The sequence below is a fragment of the Propionimicrobium sp. PCR01-08-3 genome (assembly GCF_030286045.1).
In the GTDB taxonomy this organism is placed as follows: Bacteria; Actinomycetota; Actinomycetes; order Propionibacteriales; family Propionibacteriaceae; genus Brooklawnia.
The window spans coordinates 1,757,319-1,778,563 of sequence record NZ_CP127390.1 but is presented as its reverse complement, the minus strand read 5'-3'; the positions used below and the strand labels follow the sequence as shown (position 1 = coordinate 1,778,563).

At 63.7% G+C, this 21,245-nt stretch carries 20 protein-coding genes; 15 read left to right on the top strand and 5 right to left on the bottom strand.

Features of this window, described 5'->3' with window-relative positions; all coding sequences use genetic code 11:
- Positions 1–16 precede the first annotated feature (16 nt).
- The 3 genes from QQ658_RS08150 to hisG all read left to right on the top strand — a co-directional run bounded on the left by QQ658_RS08150 (position 17) and on the right by hisG (position 3,249).
- Entirely contained in the window at positions 17–1,969 is a 1,953-nt protein-coding gene (locus QQ658_RS08150) for a putative PEP-binding protein (protein ID WP_502928956.1), read from the top strand.
- Between the two features lie 35 nt (positions 1,970–2,004).
- A complete protein-coding gene (locus tag QQ658_RS08145) occupies positions 2,005–2,271 on the top strand; it encodes a phosphoribosyl-ATP diphosphatase (protein WP_286024376.1) in 267 nt (88 codons plus the stop codon).
- A gap of 114 nt (positions 2,272–2,385) precedes the next feature.
- Positions 2,386–3,249: an ATP phosphoribosyltransferase gene (gene hisG / locus QQ658_RS08140; protein ID WP_286024375.1), complete on the top strand. Its 864-nt coding sequence runs from the start codon at positions 2,386–2,388 to the stop codon at positions 3,247–3,249.
- 18 nt (positions 3,250–3,267) lie between these two features.
- On the opposite strand, the gene QQ658_RS08135 is transcribed toward hisG, so the two are convergent.
- Positions 3,268–3,669: a hypothetical protein gene (locus QQ658_RS08135; protein WP_286024374.1), complete on the bottom strand. Its 402-nt coding sequence runs from the start codon at positions 3,667–3,669 to the stop codon at positions 3,268–3,270.
- A 491-nt stretch (positions 3,670–4,160) separates the two neighbouring features.
- On the opposite strand from QQ658_RS08135, the gene infC reads away from it, so the two are divergent.
- The 7 genes from infC (at position 4,161) to QQ658_RS08100 (ending at position 11,555) form a co-directional block, all read left to right on the top strand.
- Complete coding sequence (gene infC / locus QQ658_RS08130) at positions 4,161–4,808, top strand: translation initiation factor IF-3 (protein ID WP_286024373.1); 648 nt, start codon at positions 4,161–4,163, stop codon at positions 4,806–4,808.
- Between the two features lie 138 nt (positions 4,809–4,946).
- Positions 4,947–5,165 (top strand): 50S ribosomal protein L35, encoded by a 219-nt coding sequence (gene rpmI / locus QQ658_RS08125; protein WP_286024372.1) that lies wholly within the window; start codon positions 4,947–4,949, stop codon positions 5,163–5,165.
- A gap of 39 nt (positions 5,166–5,204) precedes the next feature.
- Positions 5,205–5,567, top strand: coding sequence for a 50S ribosomal protein L20 (rplT, locus tag QQ658_RS08120; protein ID WP_286024371.1), 363 nt, complete (start codon positions 5,205–5,207; stop codon positions 5,565–5,567).
- Positions 5,568–5,571: 4 nt separating this feature from the next.
- Complete coding sequence (locus QQ658_RS08115) at positions 5,572–6,387, top strand: TrmH family RNA methyltransferase (RefSeq protein WP_286024370.1); 816 nt, start codon at positions 5,572–5,574, stop codon at positions 6,385–6,387.
- Positions 6,388–6,687: 300 nt separating this feature from the next.
- On the top strand, positions 6,688–7,791 hold the full coding sequence (gene pheS / locus QQ658_RS08110; protein WP_286024369.1) for a phenylalanine--tRNA ligase subunit alpha: 1,104 nt from the start codon (positions 6,688–6,690) through the stop codon (positions 7,789–7,791).
- Positions 7,788–10,286, top strand: a complete 2,499-nt coding sequence (gene pheT, locus QQ658_RS08105; protein WP_286024368.1) for a phenylalanine--tRNA ligase subunit beta — start codon at positions 7,788–7,790, stop codon at positions 10,284–10,286. The genes pheS and pheT overlap by 4 nt, the downstream gene beginning before the upstream one ends.
- A 309-nt stretch (positions 10,287–10,595) precedes the next feature.
- Positions 10,596–11,555: a 2-hydroxyacid dehydrogenase gene (locus tag QQ658_RS08100; protein ID WP_286024367.1), complete on the top strand. Its 960-nt coding sequence runs from the start codon at positions 10,596–10,598 to the stop codon at positions 11,553–11,555.
- A gap of 389 nt (positions 11,556–11,944) precedes the next feature.
- Here the strand turns inward: QQ658_RS08100 and QQ658_RS08095 are convergent, their stop codons facing one another.
- The 3 genes from QQ658_RS08095 to QQ658_RS08085 are packed head-to-tail and all read right to left on the bottom strand — an operon-like array spanning position 11,945 to position 14,629.
- A complete protein-coding gene (locus QQ658_RS08095; protein ID WP_286024366.1) occupies positions 11,945–12,466 on the bottom strand; it encodes a tRNA (cytidine(34)-2'-O)-methyltransferase in 522 nt (173 codons plus the stop codon).
- Complete coding sequence (locus tag QQ658_RS08090; RefSeq protein ID WP_286024365.1) at positions 12,459–13,379, bottom strand: pseudouridine synthase; 921 nt, start codon at positions 13,377–13,379, stop codon at positions 12,459–12,461. The genes QQ658_RS08095 and QQ658_RS08090 overlap by 8 nt, the downstream gene beginning before the upstream one ends.
- Positions 13,380–13,396: 17 nt before the next feature.
- Complete coding sequence (locus QQ658_RS08085; protein WP_286024364.1) at positions 13,397–14,629, bottom strand: pyridoxal phosphate-dependent aminotransferase; 1,233 nt, start codon at positions 14,627–14,629, stop codon at positions 13,397–13,399.
- Positions 14,630–14,925: 296 nt separating this feature from the next.
- On the opposite strand from QQ658_RS08085, the gene QQ658_RS08080 reads away from it, so the two are divergent.
- Positions 14,926–15,480, top strand: a complete 555-nt coding sequence (locus tag QQ658_RS08080; RefSeq protein ID WP_286024363.1) for a TetR family transcriptional regulator — start codon at positions 14,926–14,928, stop codon at positions 15,478–15,480.
- A gap of 175 nt (positions 15,481–15,655) precedes the next feature.
- Here QQ658_RS08080 and larE read toward each other — a convergent pair whose 3' ends face one another.
- Entirely contained in the window at positions 15,656–16,570 is a 915-nt protein-coding gene (larE, locus tag QQ658_RS08075; RefSeq protein ID WP_286024362.1) for an ATP-dependent sacrificial sulfur transferase LarE, read from the bottom strand.
- A 365-nt stretch (positions 16,571–16,935) separates the two neighbouring features.
- Between larE and argC the strand changes: the two genes are divergently transcribed.
- From argC to QQ658_RS08055, 4 genes are read left to right on the top strand one after another with little or no spacing between them, the layout of a single operon-like run.
- Complete coding sequence (argC, locus tag QQ658_RS08070; RefSeq protein WP_286024361.1) at positions 16,936–17,964, top strand: N-acetyl-gamma-glutamyl-phosphate reductase; 1,029 nt, start codon at positions 16,936–16,938, stop codon at positions 17,962–17,964.
- The gene (argJ, locus tag QQ658_RS08065; RefSeq protein WP_286024360.1) at positions 17,961–19,112 is read left to right on the top strand and encodes a bifunctional glutamate N-acetyltransferase/amino-acid acetyltransferase ArgJ; all 1,152 of its coding nucleotides are present in this window, start codon (positions 17,961–17,963) and stop codon (positions 19,110–19,112) included. The genes argC and argJ overlap by 4 nt, the downstream gene beginning before the upstream one ends.
- Positions 19,112–20,026, top strand: a complete 915-nt coding sequence (gene argB, locus QQ658_RS08060) for an acetylglutamate kinase (RefSeq protein ID WP_286024359.1) — start codon at positions 19,112–19,114, stop codon at positions 20,024–20,026. Before argJ ends, argB begins: the two co-directional genes overlap by 1 nt.
- Positions 20,026–21,222, top strand: coding sequence for an acetylornithine transaminase (locus QQ658_RS08055; RefSeq protein ID WP_286024358.1), 1,197 nt, complete (start codon positions 20,026–20,028; stop codon positions 21,220–21,222). The genes argB and QQ658_RS08055 overlap by 1 nt, the downstream gene beginning before the upstream one ends.
- Positions 21,223–21,245 lie beyond the last annotated feature (23 nt).

Genomic DNA, 21,245 nt, shown 5'->3' with positions numbered 1-21,245 from the left:
TGCCGTACCGCTCCAAGTGAACAAACACGCCAAGGCGCCTACTGCTGCGCACCGCGTGGTCTGGCGCACCACCGTGCGCAACCCGCATGGCATTCATGTGCGTCCGGCGGCGGCGATCGTCACCTCATTACGAGGCCTGGACGCCGACGTGACGCTCAGCAACGCCTCGGCCGACAAGGGTTCCGCTCCGGCGGACAGCCTGTCGAGTATCGCCGGCCTGGAGGTGGCCTACGGGCAGATTCTGGAGGCCCGGATCTTGGGTCCGGACGCCGATGCCGCCCGTGATGTGCTCGCCGGATTGGCCGCGCACGACTTCGGCGAAGACCTGACTCCCAAACCGGCGCGGCCGAGCGAAGCCGGCGGCGCTGCCCATGCGCACGCCGCCTCGGCATCGGTCCGGGCATTCGGCGAGATTCCCGCCGCGGCCGAACGGCGGGCCGTGATCGCTCCGGTCACCAAGGTGGGGATGCGTCCGCCGGTCGGGGAATACCATCCGCTGCCACCCAAGGACGAGCTGGCCAGATTCAACGAGGCCGTCAGCGACGTGGACGAGTTCTTGAGCGGCATCATTTCTGAGGGCGCCGTGATACCCGGCATCCTCGAGGCCCAACAAATGATGCTCGCCGATCGGGAGCTGCAGCATGGTGTGGTGGGCCGCATCACGGCCGGCTTCAGCGCGGTGGACGCGGTGGACGACCAATTGACCGACCTGGCCCGCTCGTTCGACAAATTCTCCGACGCCTATCTGCGTGAACGCGGGCAGGATCTGCGCAGCCTGCGCAGGATGCTGCTGTTGGCGTTGCTGGGCCGTCCGCTTGAGCAGGAGACTCCGGACGCCCCGCGCATCTGGGTGCTGGAAGAACTCGACGCCGCGACCGCGATGCGCCTTGATCCCAGGATCTGCGTCGGCGTCATCACGGTTGCCGGCGGGCTGAGCGGACACGGCATGCTCGCCGCGCAGGCGCGCGGCATCCCGGTGCTCAGCGGATGCCAGGACGCCGACCAGATCTCCGACGGCCAACTCGTCGCCTTCGACCCGGTGACCAGGGAGTTCTGGGCACACCCTGACGACGCACTCGCGGCAGAACTCGACCGCCGCAACGAGCAACGCACAAACGCGGCGGAGCGGGCGCAGCTGCGCGCCCACGAGCCTGCTGTCACCAGTGGCGGTCAGGTCATCAAGGTCGAGGCGAACATCGGTGCGATGGACGACGCCGAAGCCGCAGCGAAGCAAGGCGCCGACGGGTCGGGTGTGGTGCGCACCGAGAACATCTTCGCCAAGGATTACAACGCGCCGAGCGTCGATACTCAGACCGACGTCTTCGTCCGCATCGGCCAGACGGTGGGCGGGGTCATTACGATCCGCACCTGGGATCCGGCCGGCGACAAGCCCCTGGCGTTCATGCCCAACCAGCCGGAGGACAATCCCGCGCTCGGGGTGCGGGGTGTCCGGATGATGCGCAAGGCCCCGCAGTTTTTCCGTGATCAGATCAGGGCGGCACTACTGGCCAGCCGGCAGGTGAAACTGCAAATCCTGATCCCGATGGTCAGCGAACCCGAGGAGATGGTCTGGGCCCGGGAACAAATCGAGTCGATCCGGTCGGAGCTGGGTGTCGATCCGGTCCCTGTCGGGGTGATGGTGGAAGTTCCCGCGGCTGCCCTGCGTGCTGCAGAATTCGCCGAACTCGCAGATTTCGTCAGTATCGGCACCAACGATCTCAGCCAGTACGTTCAGGCCGCCGATCGGACGAATTCGGCTGTCCGCGAGCTCGCCAGGCAGAACTCTCCGGCGGTGCTGGAGCTGATCAGGATCACTGCCGAGGCTCTGCCCGGCATGCGCATCGCGGTCTGCGGCGACCTGGCCAGCGATCCCGAGGTGACGGCTGCACTGATCGAACGCGGGGTCACCGAGCTATCGGTGCGTCCGGGAATGGTGGCCGAGATCAAGCAGGCAGTTCGGGCAGTGTAGGCCCGGCCTTCGGGCAGGCACTAGGCTTAGCGGTCGTGAGCAAGACTTTCGAAGAGCTGTACGCGCAACTGACCGAGATCGCCCAGACTCGTCCCGAGGGTTCGGGCACCGTCGAACGGCTGGACGCAGGCGTCCATGCGATCGGAAAGAAGATCGTCGAGGAGGCCTCCGAGGTGTGGATGGCGTCCGAGTACCAGAGTCTCGAAGAGACCGCGGAAGAGATGAGTCAGCTCATCTACCACGTGCAGACCATGATGGTGAAGCTCGGTCTGACGCCCGAAGACATCTACCGCTATCTGTAGCCGGGAACCCGGACGCCCATCGAGCCCATTGAGCGGCGCTGCGCGACGATTTCGGACCGCGGACCCGCGGTGGTATCGAAGCGGCGCCACCCGAATGTGAAAAAAGGAATTGACGTGTCAGAAATGCTGAGAGTCGCGGTGCCCAACAAGGGTGCCTTGTCCGAGGCCGCCGCGGCCATGTTGAGCAAAGCCGGTTACCGCCAGCGAAGCGACAGCAAGGATCTTGTGCTGGTCGACGACATCAATGGTGTCGAGTTCTATTACTTGCGTCCCCGCGATATTGCCGTCTATGTGGGGGAGGGCACGTTGGATCTGGGCATCACCGGACGCGACATGCTGCTCGACTCCGCTGCTCCCGCCGAAGAGATCATGGCGCTGGGCTTCGGATCGTCGAAGTTCCGGTTCGCGGCACCGGCAGGCGAAGGCTGGACGCTCCAGAAGCTGAACGGCACGCGCATCGCGACCAGCTATCCGGGACTGTTGGGGAGCTACCTCGACGAACATGGCATCACGGCACGGCTGATCCATCTGGACGGCGCCGTCGAATCGTCCATCAGGCTCGGCGTGGCCGATGCGATCGCCGACGTGGTGGAAACCGGAACCACCTTGCGCAAGGCAGGTTTGGAACTTTTCGGCGACCCGATCCTGCTCAGCGAAGGCATCTTGGTGCAGCGGCCCGGCGAGCGGGCCGAGATCGACCCGGTTGCTCTCGACCACCTGCTGCAGCGGCTCTCGGGCGTCATCGTCGCCCGCGACTATGTGCTGATGGACTACGACATCGCCGAGGACGTCGTCGAGCAGGCGATGGCCCTGACTCCCGGACTGGAAAGCCCCACGATCTCACCCCTGGCCAAGCAGGGCTGGGTGGCGGTGCGGGTCATGGTGCCCGCCAAGGGCCACCAGTTGTTGATGGACAACCTGCACGACCTGGGGGCTCGCGGCATCCTGGTGAGCGAGTTGTCCGCCTGCCGGCTCTAGCGCGGCGCTCGACTTGAGCTAGTCCAGGCGTTTGGTTTCCTTATCAGCCTTTTGATCGGCGCGGGCAGCAGTCTTCGCATCTTCGTCGCGTTGTTTGGTGGCGCGTTCCAGCTCACGCAGCCGGGCCTCCTCCTTGGTCGGCGCCTTCATCGCTCCGCCGATGAAGAACGCGACGAGACCGAGCACGGCCACGATCAGCCCCGCCCAGGTGAGGCCGCTCAACTCGCTCAAGTGACGGATCCAGGTGACGACCTGCCCGGTGAGGCCGACGAGAGCGGCGCCCACGATCAACAAGATCGCTCCGGTGGCGCGCATCAGATGGCGGGGGCTATGCAGCGAATTCCACTTCAGCACTGCCCATCCCGCTGCGACCAGCCCCAGCAGAACAGTGATCAGCACGATGATCGTTGTGTCGCTCATAGTCACAGCGTAGACGCGCTCTGGTGGTTCCCGGGTGCGGTGCACCGTGCCCGGGAACAGACCGAGTGGTACGGCTGCATCAGGGAGCCCGGGTGCGGCCGGGCCGAGGGCTCTTGGTCTGCGTCAACCGAGTACTGGTTTGGGAAAATGACCTGTCTGGGCTATAGTTCCTTGCGCTGATCGGCCTACTTGGCCGGATCCAACGAAGTGAGGGCCTGACCCTCCACCTGTGGCCGTATCTCGATGGCCTCGGGTCGGTATTGAAAGTGATACCCCGGACGGCATGTCCGGGTGATGTGGCTGGGGCGCGGAGGCGTCCGGATGCCGCAAGATCACTTGCTGTCAGGTCTTCGCATTCGCGGAGACCTTTTTCATTGGGTCGGTGGCCCTTGATCGGGTCATTCACCGGGCTGGAACAAGCCGGTCAGCCGGACTAACGACATTGGAGGACAGTCATCAGCAACGAAACTCGTATCAATGAGCGGATCAGGGTGCCGGAGGTGCGCCTGGTCGGCCCGCAGGGCGAACAAGTTGGCATCGTGCGTATCGAGCAAGCACTGCAGCTTGCCCGCGAGCACGATCTGGACCTCGTTGAAGTCGCGCCGACGGCTCGCCCGCCGGTTGCGAAGCTCATGGACTACGGCAAGTTCAAGTACGAGAACGCCCAGAAGGCGCGCGAATCGCGCCGTAATCAGGCCAACACCGTCATCAAAGAGATGAAGCTGCGTCCCAAGATCGATGAGCACGATTACGAGACCAAGAAGGGCCACGTCGTGCGCTTCCTCAAGGGCGGCGACAAGGTGAAGATCACCATCATGTTCCGCGGACGCGAACAGTCGCGTCCCGAACTCGGCGTGAATCTGCTCAAGCAGCTCGCGGAGGATGTCGCTGAGGACGGCGTCGTGGAGCAGGCTCCCCGGCTTGAGGGCCGCAACATGCACATGGTTCTCGCACCCACCCGCAAGAAGAGTGAAGCCAGGGCTCAAGAGGCCGTCCAGCGTGAAAAGCGGATGGCCGAACGCCAGGAGGCCGCCGAAGAGAACAAGCGCGTCGAGGCCGAGCTGCGCGCAAAGGCAACGAGCCAACCAAAGAAGAAGAAGGGGCCCTCAGACAACATGGACCCCGACGTCGTTCTTTAGCACTCAGGGCCCCAGGCCGTCGTGCTCACGTTGGTGAGCAGGCCTGCGGATCCGGATGTTAGCCAAAGGATCTGGCAACAGATCCTGCCCCGGTGCGGCATTCCGCATCGGGATGATCGAGAGAATGGAGCGGCACCAATGCCGAAGATGAAGACGCACTCCGGTGCCAAGAAGCGGTTCAAGGTAACCGGAAGCGGCAAGCTGACGCACAAGCGCGCGGGCAAGGGCCACTTGAACGAGCACAAGCCGTCGAAGCGCACCCGCCGGCTCAATGTGGACGGTGTCCTCGAGCCCGGTGACGCCAAGAAGGTCCGCAAGCTGATCGGTGGCTACAAGCCGAAGTCCAAGCGCGGCTGACGCCGTTCCCTACCCGAACCACTTTTCAAGGAGCACGAAATGGCACGCGTCAAGCGCGCAGTCAACGCACAAAAGAAGCGTCGCGAGGTACTCGAGCGGGCCTCCGGCTACCGCGGGCAGCGGTCCCGCCTGTACCGCAAGGCCAAAGAGCAGACCCTGCACTCGGGCGTCTACGCATTCCGCGACCGTCGCGCCAAGAAGGGCGACTTCCGCAGCCTGTGGATCCAGCGGATCAACGCCGCCTGCCGCGAGAACGGCATGACCTACAACCGCTTCATCGCGGGTTTGAAGAATGCCGGTGTCGAGGTCGATCGCAAGATGCTCGCCGAGCTGGCCGTCAGCGACTCGGCTGCTTTCGCCTCTCTGGTGAAGGTTGCCCAGACCGCCCAGCCTGCCGCCTGAGGTAGTGACTGACATCAACGACGGGCCGCACCTGCTCGCGCCGATATCGAAGGCCGAGCTACGTGCGGCCCGTCGACTGCATCAACGCAAGGGACGGCTGGCCGCCGGCGAGTTCCTCATCGAAGGCGCGCAGGCCGTCCGTGAGGCGCTGCTCGGCCCGGACGAAGTCAGGCTGCTGATCGTCGACGACCCCGATCGGCATACCGACCTGTTGGGCTATGTGGACGACGTCCCTGTCGTCGGGGCCGGCCCCGACGAGATTCGCCAGCTCGCCGACACCGTGACCAGCCAGGGCATTTTCGCCATCGTGCGGGACGTTCCTGTCCGGCTGGCCGATATCCCATGGACTGCTCGGCTGGTGGTCATCTGCGCTCAGGTCCGTGATCCGGGCAATGCCGGCACTGTCATCAGATGCGCGGACGCCTTCGGCGCCGATGGCGTCGTCTTGACCAAAGGCTCGGTGGAACGTACCAATCCGAAGACCGTGCGGGCTTCGGTCGGCAGCATCTTCCACCTTCCGGTGATCAGTGGTTTGAGCATCGCAGAAGCGGTCGATTGGGCCCATGACCAGGGTATGCAGGTTTTCGCCGCGGATGCCGGCGGCACGGCTCTCGACGAGCTACCGGACGCGAAACTTGCGCGTCCGACCGCCTGGGTGATGGGCAACGAAGCGTGGGGACTGCCCGACGATGTCATCGAATTGGTTGATGAGGTCGTCTCCATTCCGATGTGGGGCGCCGCAGAAAGCCTCAATCTTTCCACCGCGGCCGCCGTCTGCCTGTACGCGAGCGCGGTCGCCCAGCACCATGCGATATCATGACCCCATGCTTAGAGATCGCGCGGACAGGCAGTGGTCTGCTGTGGTCACCCCGGAATCTGAAATACCCTCGCGACGACCGTGCCCGTCCATCCGACCTCCGTTCGGAGCTGTTGTGCGCACGGCCGGGCCCGGAGCCATCCCCTTTATTGCGCAGGTCTAGGCCTGCAGCTCAACCACCGACCACCGCCGCCTCGCATCTTGTCACGCGAAGCAGGCCCCATGAACTGATGATGGCGCATCCGCGCGCACGGCATGTGCGAGCAGATCTGCGCGTCCTTAACATAAATACGAGGGGAGCCCATGACTACCTCACAGCCCGTTGACGCCGAGCCGAATCCGCTCGACGTCGACCATGTGATGAGCCTGGTCGATGCCGCGCTGCAGGCGATCACCGCCGCAACCAGCACCGCCGAAATCAAGCAGGTGCGTATCGATCATGCCGCCGACAAATCACCGTTGGCCCTTGCCAACCGGGCGATCGGCAAACTCGAACCAGGCCAGCGCAAATATGCCGGCCAGATCGTCGGGCAGGCCCGTGGCAAGGTGAATGCCGCGCTGGCGGCCCGCCAGAAAGAACTCAACGAGGCCGAACTCGAGCAGGCCCTGCTCGCCGAACGGATCGATGTCACCCTTCCGGTCGAGATGCACCCGCAAGGAGCACTGCACCCGATCACCGCGCTGATCAACGACATGTGCGACGTGTTCACCTCGATGGGCTGGGAGGTCGCCGAAGGCCCCGAACTCGAATCCGAATGGCTGAACTTCGACTCCCTCAACATCGGTCCCGACCATCCGGCCCGCGGCACCTCCGACACCTTGTTCGCCGAGCCGATCAGCGACCACAAGTTGCTGCGCACCCAGACCAGCCCGGTGCAGATGCGCACCCTGCTGAGCCGCGACCTGCCGGTCTACATCGTCAGCCCCGGCAAGGTCTACCGCGCCGACGAATACGACGCCACCCACCTGCCGGTCTTCCATCAGCTCGAAGGCCTGGTGGTCGACCAGGGCATCACCATGGGCCACCTGAAGGGCACCCTCGATCACCTCGCACAGGCGATGTTCGGCGATGTGCGCACCAGGCTTCGTCCGCACTACTTCCCGTTCACCGAGCCGAGCGCCGAGATGGACCTCGAATGCTTCGTCTGCCACGGCGCCTCGGTCGGCAACCCCGACCGGCCTTGTCGCACCTGCAAGTCGGAGGGCTGGATCGAATGGGGCGGCTGCGGCGTGGTCAACCCGCGCGTGCTTGCCGCCGCCGGCATCGACACGGACGTGTACTCGGGATTCGCGTTCGGCATGGGCGTCGACCGCACCGTGATGTTCCGCAACAACGCCGCCGACCTGCGCGACTTCGTCGAGGGTGACATCCGCTTCCCCCGTTCTCTGCAAGGAGGTGCCCGATGAGGGTTCCGTTGTCATGGCTGCGTGAACTCGTCACGGTTCCGGCCGAGATCAGCACCCAGCAGATCGCCGACGCCTTGACCAGGGCAGGTCTGCAGGTCGAACGCATCGAGGCCACCGGCGCCGATGTCAGCGGCCCGGTCGTGGTCGGCCGCGTCCTCGAATTCGTCGATGAGCCGCAGAAGAACGGCAAGATCATCCGCTGGTGCCAGGTCGACGTGGGCGAGGCCGAGCCTCGCGGCATCGTCTGTGGTGCCCACAATTTCGAGCCAGGTGACAACGTCGTGGTGTCGCTGCCAGGCGCGGTGCTGCCCGGCGGATTCGAGATCTCCGCGCGCAAAACCTACGGCCACAAATCCGACGGCATGATCTGCGCCGTGGACGAACTGGGCATCGGCGAGGATCACACTGGCATCCTGGTGCTGCCCGCCGAAATCGACGGCAAGCCGCTCACCCTCGGTGCCGATGCCATGGACCTGCTGCAGGCCCGCGACGAGGTCTTCGAGATCGACGTCACCCCCGACTCCGCGCACTGCCTGAGCATGCGCGGCATGGCTCGCGAGACCGCCCAGGCCTTGGAGCTGGACTTCACCGATCCCTACCCGCCCGCCGATTCCGCCGAGACCGCCGGTGGCTACCCGATCAAGCTGGAGTCGCCGAACTGCACACTGTTCGCCGCACTGAGCGTGACCGGTGTCGATCCGAATGCGCCGGTTCCGCTGTGGATGTCGCACCGGCTTGCTGCTGCCGGTATGCGTTCGATCAGCCTGGCCGTCGACATCACCAACTACGTGATGCTCGAATCCGGGCAACCGCTGCACGCCTACGACGCCGATCAGCTGGCCGGCCCGATCGTGGTCCGTCAGGCCCGCGAGGGCGAGCACCTGGTCACCCTGGACGATGTCGATCGCACCTTGTCGTCCGATGACCTGTTGATCACCGATGACTCCGGACCGATCGGGCTGGCCGGTGTGATGGGTGGCCAAACCACCGAACTGAATGAGGCGACCAGCAATATCGTCCTGGAGGCGGCGCACTTCGCGCCCGGTCCCATCGGACGAACCTTCCGCCGCCATCACTTGCCCTCCGAGGCATCCGCCCGGTTCGCGCGTGGGGTCGATCCGGCGTTGCCGCTCGCGGCGGCACGTCAGGCAGCCAAGCTGATGGTCGAACTCGGCGGTGGAACTCTGGTGGCCGATTACACCTTGACCGGTGCCGTGGTGCCGATGCCGGTCCAGCAGATCGATGCGGGGCTGCCCGGCAAAATTCTTGGTGCCTCGATTACGGCCGAACAGGTCATCAAGGTATTGAGGGCCTCCGAGATTCAGGTCACCGAACCGGCCGCTGGCTTGCTCGAACTGGTTCCGCCGACCTGGCGTCCGGATCTGGTTGACCCCTATGACTACGTCGAAGAGGTCGGACGAAAGCTCGGCCTCGACCTGATCACCGCGGTGGTGCCGACCGGTCGGGCGGGCCACGGGCTGAGCTTCGAGCAGCGTTCCCGCCGCTCGGTGCTGTCGGCAGTCGCCAATGCCGGGTTCGCCGAATTGATCACGCTGCCGTTCATTAGCACAGCGGAGCTGGACAAACTCGGCCTTGTTGCCGATGATCAGCGCAGGGCCGTCGTCCGGTTGGCCAATCCGCTGGCTGATACCCAGCCGTTCATGCGGACGACCCTGCTGCCGGGATTGTTCGCCGCAGTGGCGCGCAACACCTCGCGTTCCCAGGACGACCTGGCGCTGTTCGAGTGCGGATCGGTGTTCTGGAACAACGGCACGCCTGCTGCTCCGGTACCCGATGTTTCGCATCGCCCGACCGACGACGAGATCGCCGCGGTCACCGGCAATCTGCCCGATCAGCCACGGATGCTCGCGGCCGTGCTCACCGGGAATTGGGTGCCCGCCGGATGGCAGCATCCGGCGGTGAAGGCCGATTGGACGCACGCCGTCTATTTCGCAGAGACCGCCGCCGCTGCCCTGGGACTGACGCTGACTCGCAAGGCGGCCACCCACACACCGTGGCATCCCGGACGATGTGCCGAACTGAGTGCCTCGTCCACCGATGGCTCGACGGTCGTGGTCGGATATGCGGGGGAGCTGCATCCGTCAGTGGTGAAGGCCTTTGGGTTGCCCGAACGGGCCTGCGCCGTCGAGCTGAATCTGGACGCCATGATCGCGGCCGCCCCGCGCGGCGGCGAGATCGCCGAGCTGTCGGCCTACCCGCTGACCAAGCAGGATGTCGCGTTGATCGTGGACGCCGACATGCCCGCCGAGCATGTGCAGCAGGCGCTGGTTGATGGGGCAGGGGAGTTGCTGGAGGCGATCAGGCTCTTCGATATCTATACCGGAGCCCAGGCAGGCGAGGGCAAGAAGTCGCTGGCCTTCGCGCTCGGCTTCCGCGCCCCCGACCGGACGCTCACCGAAGCCGAGGCAGCGGTCGCCCGTGAGGCAGCCGTTGCCAAGGCCGCCGAGATCTGCGGAGCCGTCCAGCGGGCTTGATAGGTAAGCGGAATTAACCAGCGGCGGAGCCCAGGAAATACCGGTGATGGCCGGTCGTCCTGGGTCCGCCGTCGGTTGCGGATCGCGGAGCAGTGGCGGCCATATCGCCACGGGATTGCGTTGTCCACCGCCCAGCACGTCGATCTGATCCGCAAGGTCGCCGAGATGTCGGTCCGCCGCTGGTTCGCAGACGGGGCGCTGGTCCCGTCGCCCGGTAGAGCGGGGTGTCGTAGAGTCGTTTTGACACCCGGAGCTTTCAAAGATGAGCCCGGGCGATATGGAAGCTGTACTTGTGAGAGGCATCTGATCATGGACGATAAAACCGTCGTGCTGAACGCCGGACTCGTGAATTATGACGGACGGGTCGATTACCACCAGATCGGCTCGGAGGTGATGGTTTACGACGAGACTTCGGAAGACCAGATCCTGGAGCGGGTCGAGGGTTTCACGATCGTCGTCACGAAGGAGATGAAGCTTCCCGGCCACATCATCCGCAGATTCCCCGACAGCGTGCGGATGATCTGCGAGGCCGGCACCGGGTTTAACAACATCGACCTGGATGCAGCGCGCGAGAAGGGCATCGCGGTCTGCAACATCCCCGCCTACAGCAGTGATCGCGTTGCGCACACCGCGATCCTGCTGATGCTGAGCCTGGCCAGTTCGCTGCAGAAGCAGATCCGCATGCTCGAGCAGGGAAACCACGACAACTTTCGCAAACACCTGATGGTCGATCACGTGGAGGTCAATGCAAAGACGCTCGGCGTGGTTGGATACGGGAACATCGCGAAACAGATCATCCGCGTGGCCCAAGCGATGAGCATGAACATTCTGGTCAACACCAGGAGCGCACGGGACGACGTGAATGGCATCCACTTCACCACCCTCGAAGAGGTCTTGGAGAAGAGCGATTTCGTCTCACTCAACTGTCCGCTGAATGAGTCGACGAGGCATATGATCAACGCCGAGACACTGGCGATGATGAAGCCGTCCGCCTACCTGATCAATACGGCACGGGGTGCGCTGATCGACGAGGCTGCTTTGATCCAAGCGCTGAACGATGGCGTGATCGCCGGCGCCGGCCTGGACGTGCAAGAAGTGGAGCCGTTGGACGACGCGAGCCCCCTGTACGCCATGGACAATGTCATCGTCACGCCGCACATAGGCTGGCGTGGCCTGGAGACCAGGCAGCGTCTGGTGTCGATGATCGGCGACAACATCCGCGCATTCGTCTCGGGCAATCCGATCAACCGGGTGGATATCGTCGAGTAGTCGCCCGAAGCCGACTCGCACACCCGGTGGAAGCAGTTGAGTGCCGCGGGAACAGACCACTCGGGGCGTGCCAGCACGCTCAGGAACTCCTCGTTGACGAAGAGGACTTCCCGGTCCGTCCTGACCTCACTCAGCTCCTTCGACAGATCCGCATTTCATGTTAAGAATTCCGGGCAAATTTAACACGTTGCGAAGATCTATCAGATAGTTTGACACAAAACCACTCCATCGTCGCAGTACCGGAACTCATCATTATGGGAATGTGTCAGCTGGCTCGACGCAAAGCCGCGCGGTGCCGATTCATCGCCGATGACCGCGTCTCAAACCCTGATCAAGGGATCCGCGCAGCTAGTGCTGTGGAGTTCATTTGTTGAGTTTGTCAGGGCGAGCTATGACAAATTTGCGTCGGTGTGGGGTGATTGCCGCATTCCATACCCGAACTGGCGCCAGACTTCGTAGACCGCGACCGCCGCGGTACTTGCTAGGTTCAGGGAGCGCGACCCTGGAAGCATCGGTAACTGCAGGATGTCGGTGATTCGAGAGTCTTCCAGCACCTCGGGAGCCAGACCGGTGGGTTCGGGCCCGAAAAGCAGGACGTCTCCCGGTCGAAAGCGCACGTTCGTAAAGGGCTGCCTTGCCCGGGCGGAGAAGGCGAACACGCGGGCAGGGAGTAATGCGGCGTAGGCGTCTTCCAGATTCTTGTGAGCATGGAATCTGGCTCGATCGCGGTAGTCCAGGCCCGCCCGGCGCAGCTTGGTGTCGTCCAGATCGAAGCCGAGCGGTCCGGCTACGCGGAATTCGCATCCGGTGATCGCCGACAACCGCATGGTCGCTCCGGTGTTGTTGGGAATACAGGGCCGCTCGAACAGCACTGTGATCGGGCAGGGCTGCGGTTCAGTCAATTCAGTCATTGGTCGGCCAATCGAGCGGGATTTTGCTGGCGAAGTGGCGCCTGGTGCCGTCCACCGGATCGATGAAGGACAGCTCGCGCGCTACCAATTGCAAAGGTGTGGAGAAATCGTCGAGGTCGACATCTTGGATCGTGGGGTAGAGCGGGTCGCCCATTATGGGGATACCCAAGGCGTTCAGGTGCACCCGCAGCTGATGAGTTCGTCCGGTGATAGGGGCGAGCCGGTATCGTCCGATATGGCCCCGGCGTTCGGCCAATTCGACCAGCGTCTCGGAGTTGGGCTCACGGTCCGGGTACACGACGGCCTGCAAATTGCCCCGCTCTTTGACAACGTGATTGCGCACGACCTGGGGGAATTCCAGCGAATCAGAGATCGGAGCCAACGCCTCGTAGCGCTTGTGAATCTGGCGATGCCGGAACGCCTCTTGGTAGGCGCCGCGCCACTTCTTCTCGGTGGTCAGCACCAACACTCCGGCGGTCAGCCGGTCGAGGCGGTGCGCGGGCGATGCGTCCGGAAAGCCCAATTCGTTGCGTACCCGGACGACCACTGACTGCAGCACGTGATTGCCGCGGGGAATGGTGGCCAGGAAATGCGGCTTGTCGACCACTACGATGCGTTCATCGGCATACAACAACTCGATCGTGAAAGGTACCACCGGTTCGTTACGGCGATCCCGGTGAAACCAGATGAACGTGTGCGGACGATAAGGCTCACGGCCGGTGATCGGGGTACCGTCATCCAGCACGAACCTGCCATCTGCCAGCATCTGCGCGGTCGGGGCATGCTTCGCGATCTTGAAAAGCAGGAAGTCTGACAACGTTTCCCAGTCGGGTGATTCCTTGCCGCGGTCAGGCGTGCGGACCCAGGCAGCCTGCAGACCATGACGGGGCGGCAGGGGCGAACGCGGTGGCACAGCGACAACAGTACTGCTCAGTCGGGGATGCGGGTCTCCTCGCAGTACTCGGCGATGCGTCCGATGGCCTCGCGCAGCACGGACTCCTCGGGCAGTGCGACGAGCCGGAAGTGATCGGGCCGCGGCCAGTTGAAGCCCCGTCCGTGGCTGATCAGGATCTTCTTGCGCTGCAGCAGCCCGAGCGCCCACTCCTCGTCGTCGTCGATGTCATACATCTCGGAGTTCAGGTGTGGGAACAAATACAGCGCACCGCGCGCCGGCTCGCAACTGATGCCGGGAATCTCGTTCAACAACTTGTGCGCAAGCTGCAACTGATCGTGAAAACGCCCGCCCGGTTTCACCATGTCGTCGATCGACTGATAGCCGCCGAGTGCGGTTTGAATGGCGTGCTGGGATGGCACGTTCGCACACATGCGCATATTGGCCAGTAGCTGCAATCCCTCGAAAAGATCCTCGGCATCGTCCAAGGGCCCGGTGGACGCCAGCCAGCCGGCCCGCCAACCACAAGCCCGATAGGCCTTCGACAACCCGGAAAACGTGAAACACAGGACGTCGGAACCGGTCAGTGAAGCAACATTGATGTGCTCACCCGAATAAAGGATCTTCTCGTAGATTTCATCGGCCAGAACAATCAATTCATGATCGCGAGCTATATCAACAATCTGCTGCAAACATTCCCGTGAATAGACGGCCCCGGTCGGGTTATTCGGATTGATGATGACGATTGCCTTGGTGCGGGCCGTGATCTTCGACTTTATGTCGTCGATATCAGGCTGCCAGCCATTCGACTCGTCGCATGCGTAATGGACGGCATGCCCGCCTGACAGGATGGTTTGCGCCGTCCATAGCGGATAGTCCGGCGCCGGGATGAGAATCTCATCACCGATATTCGTCATCGCCTGCAGCAGCAGAGAAATAAGCTCGCTGACCCCATTGCCGATGAGAACTTGAGGTACGTCGACCTCGAGACCGCGGGTTTGGTAGTAATTCGCGACCGCGGTACGTGCCGAATAGATGCCGCGTGCATCGGCATAACCGTCGGATTCATGAATATGGGAGACGATACTGCGGACCATGGTTTCGGGCGGTGCGAATCCGAAGCTTGCGAGATTGCCGATGTTGAGGTGCAGAACGCGCTGGCCCTCTGCCTCCATGCGCTGCGCCTCAACCATGTTCTTTCCGCGCACGTCATAGTGCACGCCGTGCAATCTGCTCGCCTGCTCGAACTTCGGCATCTGCCGCCCTTTCATTCGTGAGATCACAACCGGCCATCAACCGGCGCGCGATCCTGAACCTTGATCCACCGGCTAGGACCGCCCTTGGCGGCACCGGCTGATGGCTCAGCGTCTAGAGCAGAGTATCCCCGATAGCGGAAATGCCCTGGCAATCGTTTCACTCACAGCACATGAGAGAGCATCCGGACAGGTTTGACCGATCGTCTGCATGCGGCCGAACGACTCGAACCCATCGCAAGCTGAATCGGCAGATGGGCACTGGAAAGACCGTGCCTAGGCGCACGCATGTCGATTCGGGATAGGGTCGCAGGGTGGCTGTGACGAAGGCAAGCATTGTGGACGCTGCTCTCGGGATTCTTGACCAGTACGGTCTCCCCGACCTGTCGATGCGCCGCATCGCTGACGCCCTGGGTGTGCAGGCAGCAGCGATCTACTGGCATATCGCCAACAAGCAGACCCTGTTGGCGGCGGTCTCCGATGCCATCTTGTCCGATCAGCGAAGCGTGGACGGGCAGATATCGCTCGCGGATTGGGCTCGTGATCTGCGGCAGGTGCTGCTTTCACATCGGGACGCAGCCGAACTCGTCGCAGCCAGTCTCGCGGTCGGGCTTTGCGAACGTGTCCCGGACGCCGCCGCAATCGCCCTGCTGAGCCGCGCCGGGTGGTCTTCGCCGGACGCCGAGCGTGCCGCACGCGCCATGGTGCACTTCATCCTCGCGCACGTCATGCAGGAACAGACCCGCCAAGATCTGTTGTCGGCCGGTGTGTTGCAGGCCTCGTCCGAGGCATTGGACGAAGAAGGCTTCGAGCTGGGCCTGCGGATGCTCATCGAAGGTATAGCGCGAATAACCGGAACTCCTGAATAGCCATGTCAGCAACCGTCGTAGCCCACACGGTCGGCAGTGAACATCGCTGACAGGCGGCGCGGGAAACGGAAATCGCCACTCGATGGCGGTGCTCAATCAGACCTACCCATGTCACCACACGACGGACACAGCATCGGCCGACGTGCCATGACCGCGCCGATGTCAGTCCCGGTGTTTAGCGCTTCGCGCTTTCAACCCCTGCGTTGGCCTCGGCAGTTTGAGCAAGCTCGACTGCCCGCCCTTCCTTGGGATGGGTGATGATCTGCATCGTGAAGGCGCCCGACTGCATCCCGGCAAGGTCAACCGTCACATATTTGAATCCGGCTGCGCGGATTCCCCGCAGGGCCTGTTCGTGGATTCCGGGCTCACCGAATCGTCCGAGTTCCGGCAGCGGAACCTCGATCCGGGCGATCGTGCCATGGTGACGCACCCGGGAATCAGAGAACCCGAGGTCGCGCAGCACCTGCTCGGCATCTTCGATCTGTCGCAGCTTCTCCGGGGTGACGGCTTCGCCGTGCGGAATTCGGGACGCCAGGCACGGCGCCGCCGGTTTGTCGGCCACCGACAGCCCCAGATCGCGGGCCAATGCTCGCACCCGGGATTTGGTGATGCCCGCCCCGGCCAGTGGACGCAGCACCCTGTGCCTGGTCGCGGCCTCGGCTCCCGGACGATCGACACGCGTGGCGTCGTCCGCGTTCTCGCCGTAGGCGACCGCGTCCAAGGCCAGATCATCGGCGAGACGATCTTCGATAACGGTGAACAGTTCGTCCTTGCAGTAGAAGCAGCGGTCGGCGCCGTTGGCCTGATACTCGCGGCGATCGCCCTCGTGGGTGGCGAACTCGACGACGTCGGCACCCATCTGTTCGGCTACGGAGCGGGCCGTCTGAAGCTCATGACGAGCCAACGAAGGGGAATCGGCAAGCAAACCGACGGCATGTTCGCGTCCGAGGGCACGCACCGCGACCGCCAGCAAGACCGCGGAATCGACGCCACCTGAGTAGGCGACGCCCAGTTTGTGGACGCCCTTCAACTGCTCAGCGACCGCTTCAGCGTCGGCGCGGGTCGCCACCTGCAGATCATCGAACCTCACAGCCTGTGAGTCTAACGCGCGCCTCAATTTCTACTTGGTAGGGTGCACTTCGTGCGCAACGCGCCGGATGATCTGCACGGATGCCTCTCGGCGCCAGATTCCATCCGATGTACAGATCGGGTCACAGTGCCGCGGACGAGGCGTGGTGGCCTTCCGGTTGTGGATGGGCGGTCGAGTCCGGGGCTTGGGCACTGCTCGCTGATCCCTCCGAAGCGGCTCAGAATGCTCCGAAAGTTCATCGCAGAGTGTCGTTTCGTGGCTCGAGCGTCAGCAGAAACAGAAACTGCGCGCGACAGGCGAGTTCTTCGTATCGGCATGGACGCGGCTGTTTGCATATCTATTAGTTGCACGGCATAGTTATGCGCATGACGTATTCGATCGCGGTCGCCGGATGCACCGGCTATGCCGGTGGCGAGGTGGTGCGCCTGGCCGCTTCGCATCCAGAACTGTCCATCGGCGCGCTCACCGCTCACTCCAATGCCGGCAGCAGGCTCGGTGCCCATCTGCCCAATCTGCCCGAGCTGGCCGACCGCGAGATCCTCGATACCACCCCGGAAAACCTGGCAGGGCACGACATCGTCTTCCTCGCCCTGCCACATGGAGCCTCCGCGCCGATCGCCGCCGCGCTCGGCGACGACACGGTGGTGATCGATTGCGGCGCAGACTTCCGGCTGGCGGACCCCGCGCAGTGGACGAAGTTCTACGGCACCGAACATGCCGGCACCTGGCCTTATGGATTGCCGGAGCTGCCTGGACAGCGCGCCAAACTAGCGGCGACGAAGAAAATCGCCGTTCCCGGGTGCTATCCGACCAATGTCACGTTGTCACTGTTGCCCGCACTCACCCACGGCCTGGTCACCGGACGCGACATCACGGTGGCTGCTGCGTCCGGCACGTCGGGGGCGGGCAAGGCTGCCAAGCCCCATCTGCTCGGCAGTGAACTGTTCAACTCGCTGAGCGCCTATGGGGTGGGCGGCATGCACCGCCACGTACCCGAGATCTTGCAAAATCTCGGCCTACTGGGCGCCGTCGACCCGACGGTGAGCTTCACCCCGATGCTGGCGCCAATTTCGCGCGGCATTCTCGCCGTCGTTACGGCGCCGATCTCGGAACATGGTGTTGCCGAGGTGCGAGACGCCTATGCCGATAGTTATGCCAATGAGCCGTTCTGCTGCCTGCTTCCCGAAGGGCAATGGCCGCTATCGAAGTCGGTGCTGGGCAGCAATGGCTTCCAGGTTCAGGTGACCGTGGACGAAGCCGCCGGGCGGCTGGTTGCCGTCGGCGTTCTCGACAACTTGACCAAGGGCACCGCGGGAGGCGCCATCCAATCGATGAACCTCGCCCTCGGCCTGCCCGAGACCACCGGACTGTCGGCGATAGGAGTCGCGCCGTGAGCATCACCACTCCTCAAGGGTTCGTCGCCGCAGGTATTGCGGCAGGCATCAAGCAGGCCGGCAAGCCCGACCTCGCGCTGGTCGTCAACCAGGGACCGCGCTTCGACGCGGCCGGTGCTTTCACCACCAATCGTGTCTTCGCGGCTCCGGTCGCCTGGTCGCGCGAGGCCATCGCCGACGGCGTGTTGCACGCAGTCGTGCTGAACTCGGGCGGCGCGAATGCCTGCACCGGCAAACCCGGATATCAGGATTCGGTGGCCACGGCACAGGCCGTGGCCGAGGCCGTTGAGTGCGAGCCAGCCGATGTGGCCGTCTGTTCTACCGGGCTGATCGGCGTCCGGCTGCCGATGGACGCCCTGCTTTCGGGTGTCAAGACCGCGGTCGACGAGCTTAGCGAAGAAGGCGGACCGGACGCAGCCCAGGCGATCATGACCACCGATACCCACTCCAAGCAGGCGCTCGCTCAGGGCGCTGGTTACACCATCGGCGGTATGGCCAAGGGTGCGGGAATGCTGGCCCCGGCGCTCGCGACGATGCTGGTCACGATCACCACCGATGCCGAGATCGCCCATGCCGATTTGCAGGCCTGTCTCGAGAAGGCCACCTCGCTGACCTTCGACCGCATCGATTCCGACGGCTGCATGTCGACCAATGACACGGTTGTCGCCATGGCGTCCGGTGCCTCCGGCGTAGCCCCCGATCTCGGAGAGTTCACGGCCAACCTCGCCAAGGTCTGCTGGGATCTCGCCCGGCAACTGATCGGCGACGCAGAAGGCGCTTCGCATGACATCGAGATCGAAGTCGTGAACGCCGCCACCGAAGAAGATGCCCTCGAAGTAGCCCGCGAGATCGGGCGAAGCAACCTGTTCAAATGCGCCATCTTCGGCAACGACCCCAACTGGGGACGCGTGCTGTCTGCCGTGGGCGTCACCAAAGCCGCATTTGACCCAGACCAACTCGACGTCACCATGAATGGCGTCCAGGTCTGCCGGGCCGGGGGAGTGGGCGATCCCCGCGAACTCGTCGATCTTGCCGGACGCCAATGCCACGTGCTCGTCGATCTGCACGCGGGAGCTCACGCCGCGACGATCTGGACCAACGATTTGACCTACGACTACGTCAAAGAGAATGCGGAGTACAGCTCCTGATGGCCGTTCAAAGAACCACACGAGATGAAGCGACCCTGATCGCCAAGGCAGGCGTGCTGATCGAGGCGCTGCCCTGGCTGATGGACTACGCCGGAAAGATCATGGTGATCAAATACGGCGGCAACGCGATGATCAACGACGAGCTCAAGGGGGCATTCGCCAAGGACATCGTCTTCTTGCGCCAATGCGGAGTGAAACCGGTCGTTGTGCACGGTGGTGGGCCGCAGATCTCGTCCATGCTGAAACGGCTCAACATTCAGTCCGAGTTCCGCGGCGGGCTGCGGGTCACCACTCCCGAAGCGATGGATGTCGTGCGAATGGTGCTGGTCGGCCAGGTCGGCCGTGAACTGGTGAACCTGATCAACCGGGACGCGCCGTTTGCGGTCGGATTGTCCGGCGAAGATGGTGGCCTGTTCACCGCCGCGCCCAAGCTGATCCAGCTCGACGGCGAGGAGATCGATCTCGGCCAAGTGGGCGACGTCTCCTCGGTGAACCCGGATGCGGTGGTCGACCTCATCGAAGCCGGACGCGTCCCCGTCGTCGCGACCGTGGCCCCGGGTCCCGAAGGACTGATCTATAACGTGAACGCCGACACCGCCGCGGCGGCGCTCGCCACCGCCCTCGGAGCCGACCGCTTAGTGATGCTGACCGACGTCAGCGGGCTCTATGCCGACTGGCCGAATTCGGACAGCGTCATCAAGGAGATCGATTCGGCGGAGCTCCACCAGCTTCTGCCGAGTCTGGAGTCGGGCATGCGCCCCAAGATGGAGGCCTGCCTGCGTGCGGTGGACGGGGGAGTCGACCGCGCCACCATCATCGATGGCAGAGTGCTGCACTCGCTGTTGCTGGAGATCTTTACCGACGAGGGAATCGGCACCATGGTTCGCGCCGCGGATGCCCCGAAGGAGGCCTGATGCCGACCCAGACCGAATGGATCAAACGCTACGACCACACCATGATGCACAACTTCGGGAAACTGAAGACCGTGTTCGTGCAGGGGTCGGGGTGCTATCTGCAAGACGCCGATGGCAACCAGTACACCGACATGTTCAGTGGCATCGCGGTCGGCGGCCTCGGCCATGCGCATCCGGCCATCGTCGAGGCGGTCACCAAGCAGCTGAGCACGCTCGGTCACATCTCGAACCTGTTCGCCTCCGAACCGCAGATCGAACTAGGCGAACGGCTGGCCGATCTCGCCACCGGCGGGCTCATCGGCAAGGCGGCCCGCGTCTACTTCGCGAACTCCGGCACCGAGGCAAACGAAGCCGCCTTCAAGATCACCCGGCTCACCGGACGCAAGAAGATCGTCGCGATGGAGGGTTCTTTCCACGGCCGGACGATGGGTGCTCTCGCGCTGACCTCGCATGCTGCCTATCGTGAACCCTTCGAGCCGCTGCCTGGCGAGGTCGTCTTCGTGCCCTATGGCGATCTGGACGCGGCAGCGGCGGCCATCGATTCCGACACCGCGGCGGTCATCGTGGAGACCATCCAGGGCGAGAACGGTGTGGTCTGCCCACCGGAGGGTTTCCTGTCGGGGCTCCGCCAGCTGGCCAGCGAACAGGACGCCCTGCTCTGGGTGGACGAGGTGCAAACCGGCATCGGGCGTTGTGGTGAATGGCTGACCTCGGTGGCTGACGGCCTGGACCCTGACATCATCACCGTTGCCAAGGGCCTGGGCAACGGTCTGCCGATCGCTGCCTGCATCGCGATCGGCCCGGCCGGTGAGCTGTTTACCCCGGGCAGCCATGGCAGCACGTTCGCGGGCAACCCGGTGACTGCTGCGGCCGCGCTCGCCGTGCTCAACACCATCGTGCATGAGGGTCTCTTGGCCAAGGCCGTCGACCTCGGCGATCAGCTGGTCGATGCGGTCATGGGCTTGGGTCTGCCACAGATCACCGAAGTGCGTGGACGCGGGCTGTTGCGCGGCGTCGTGCTGTCGTCCGATATCGCGCCCCAGGTTGCGCAGGGCATGCTCGACTGCGGCTGGATCGTCAACGCTCCGCGTCCCGGTGTCTTGCGGCTCGCGCCGCCGTTGATCATCACACCCCAGATCATCGGGGAATTCGCGCAGGTGCTCGGCACCGTTGTCAGCAATGCGGCGGCAGCATGAGACGCTGCAGATTTCATGTTGGG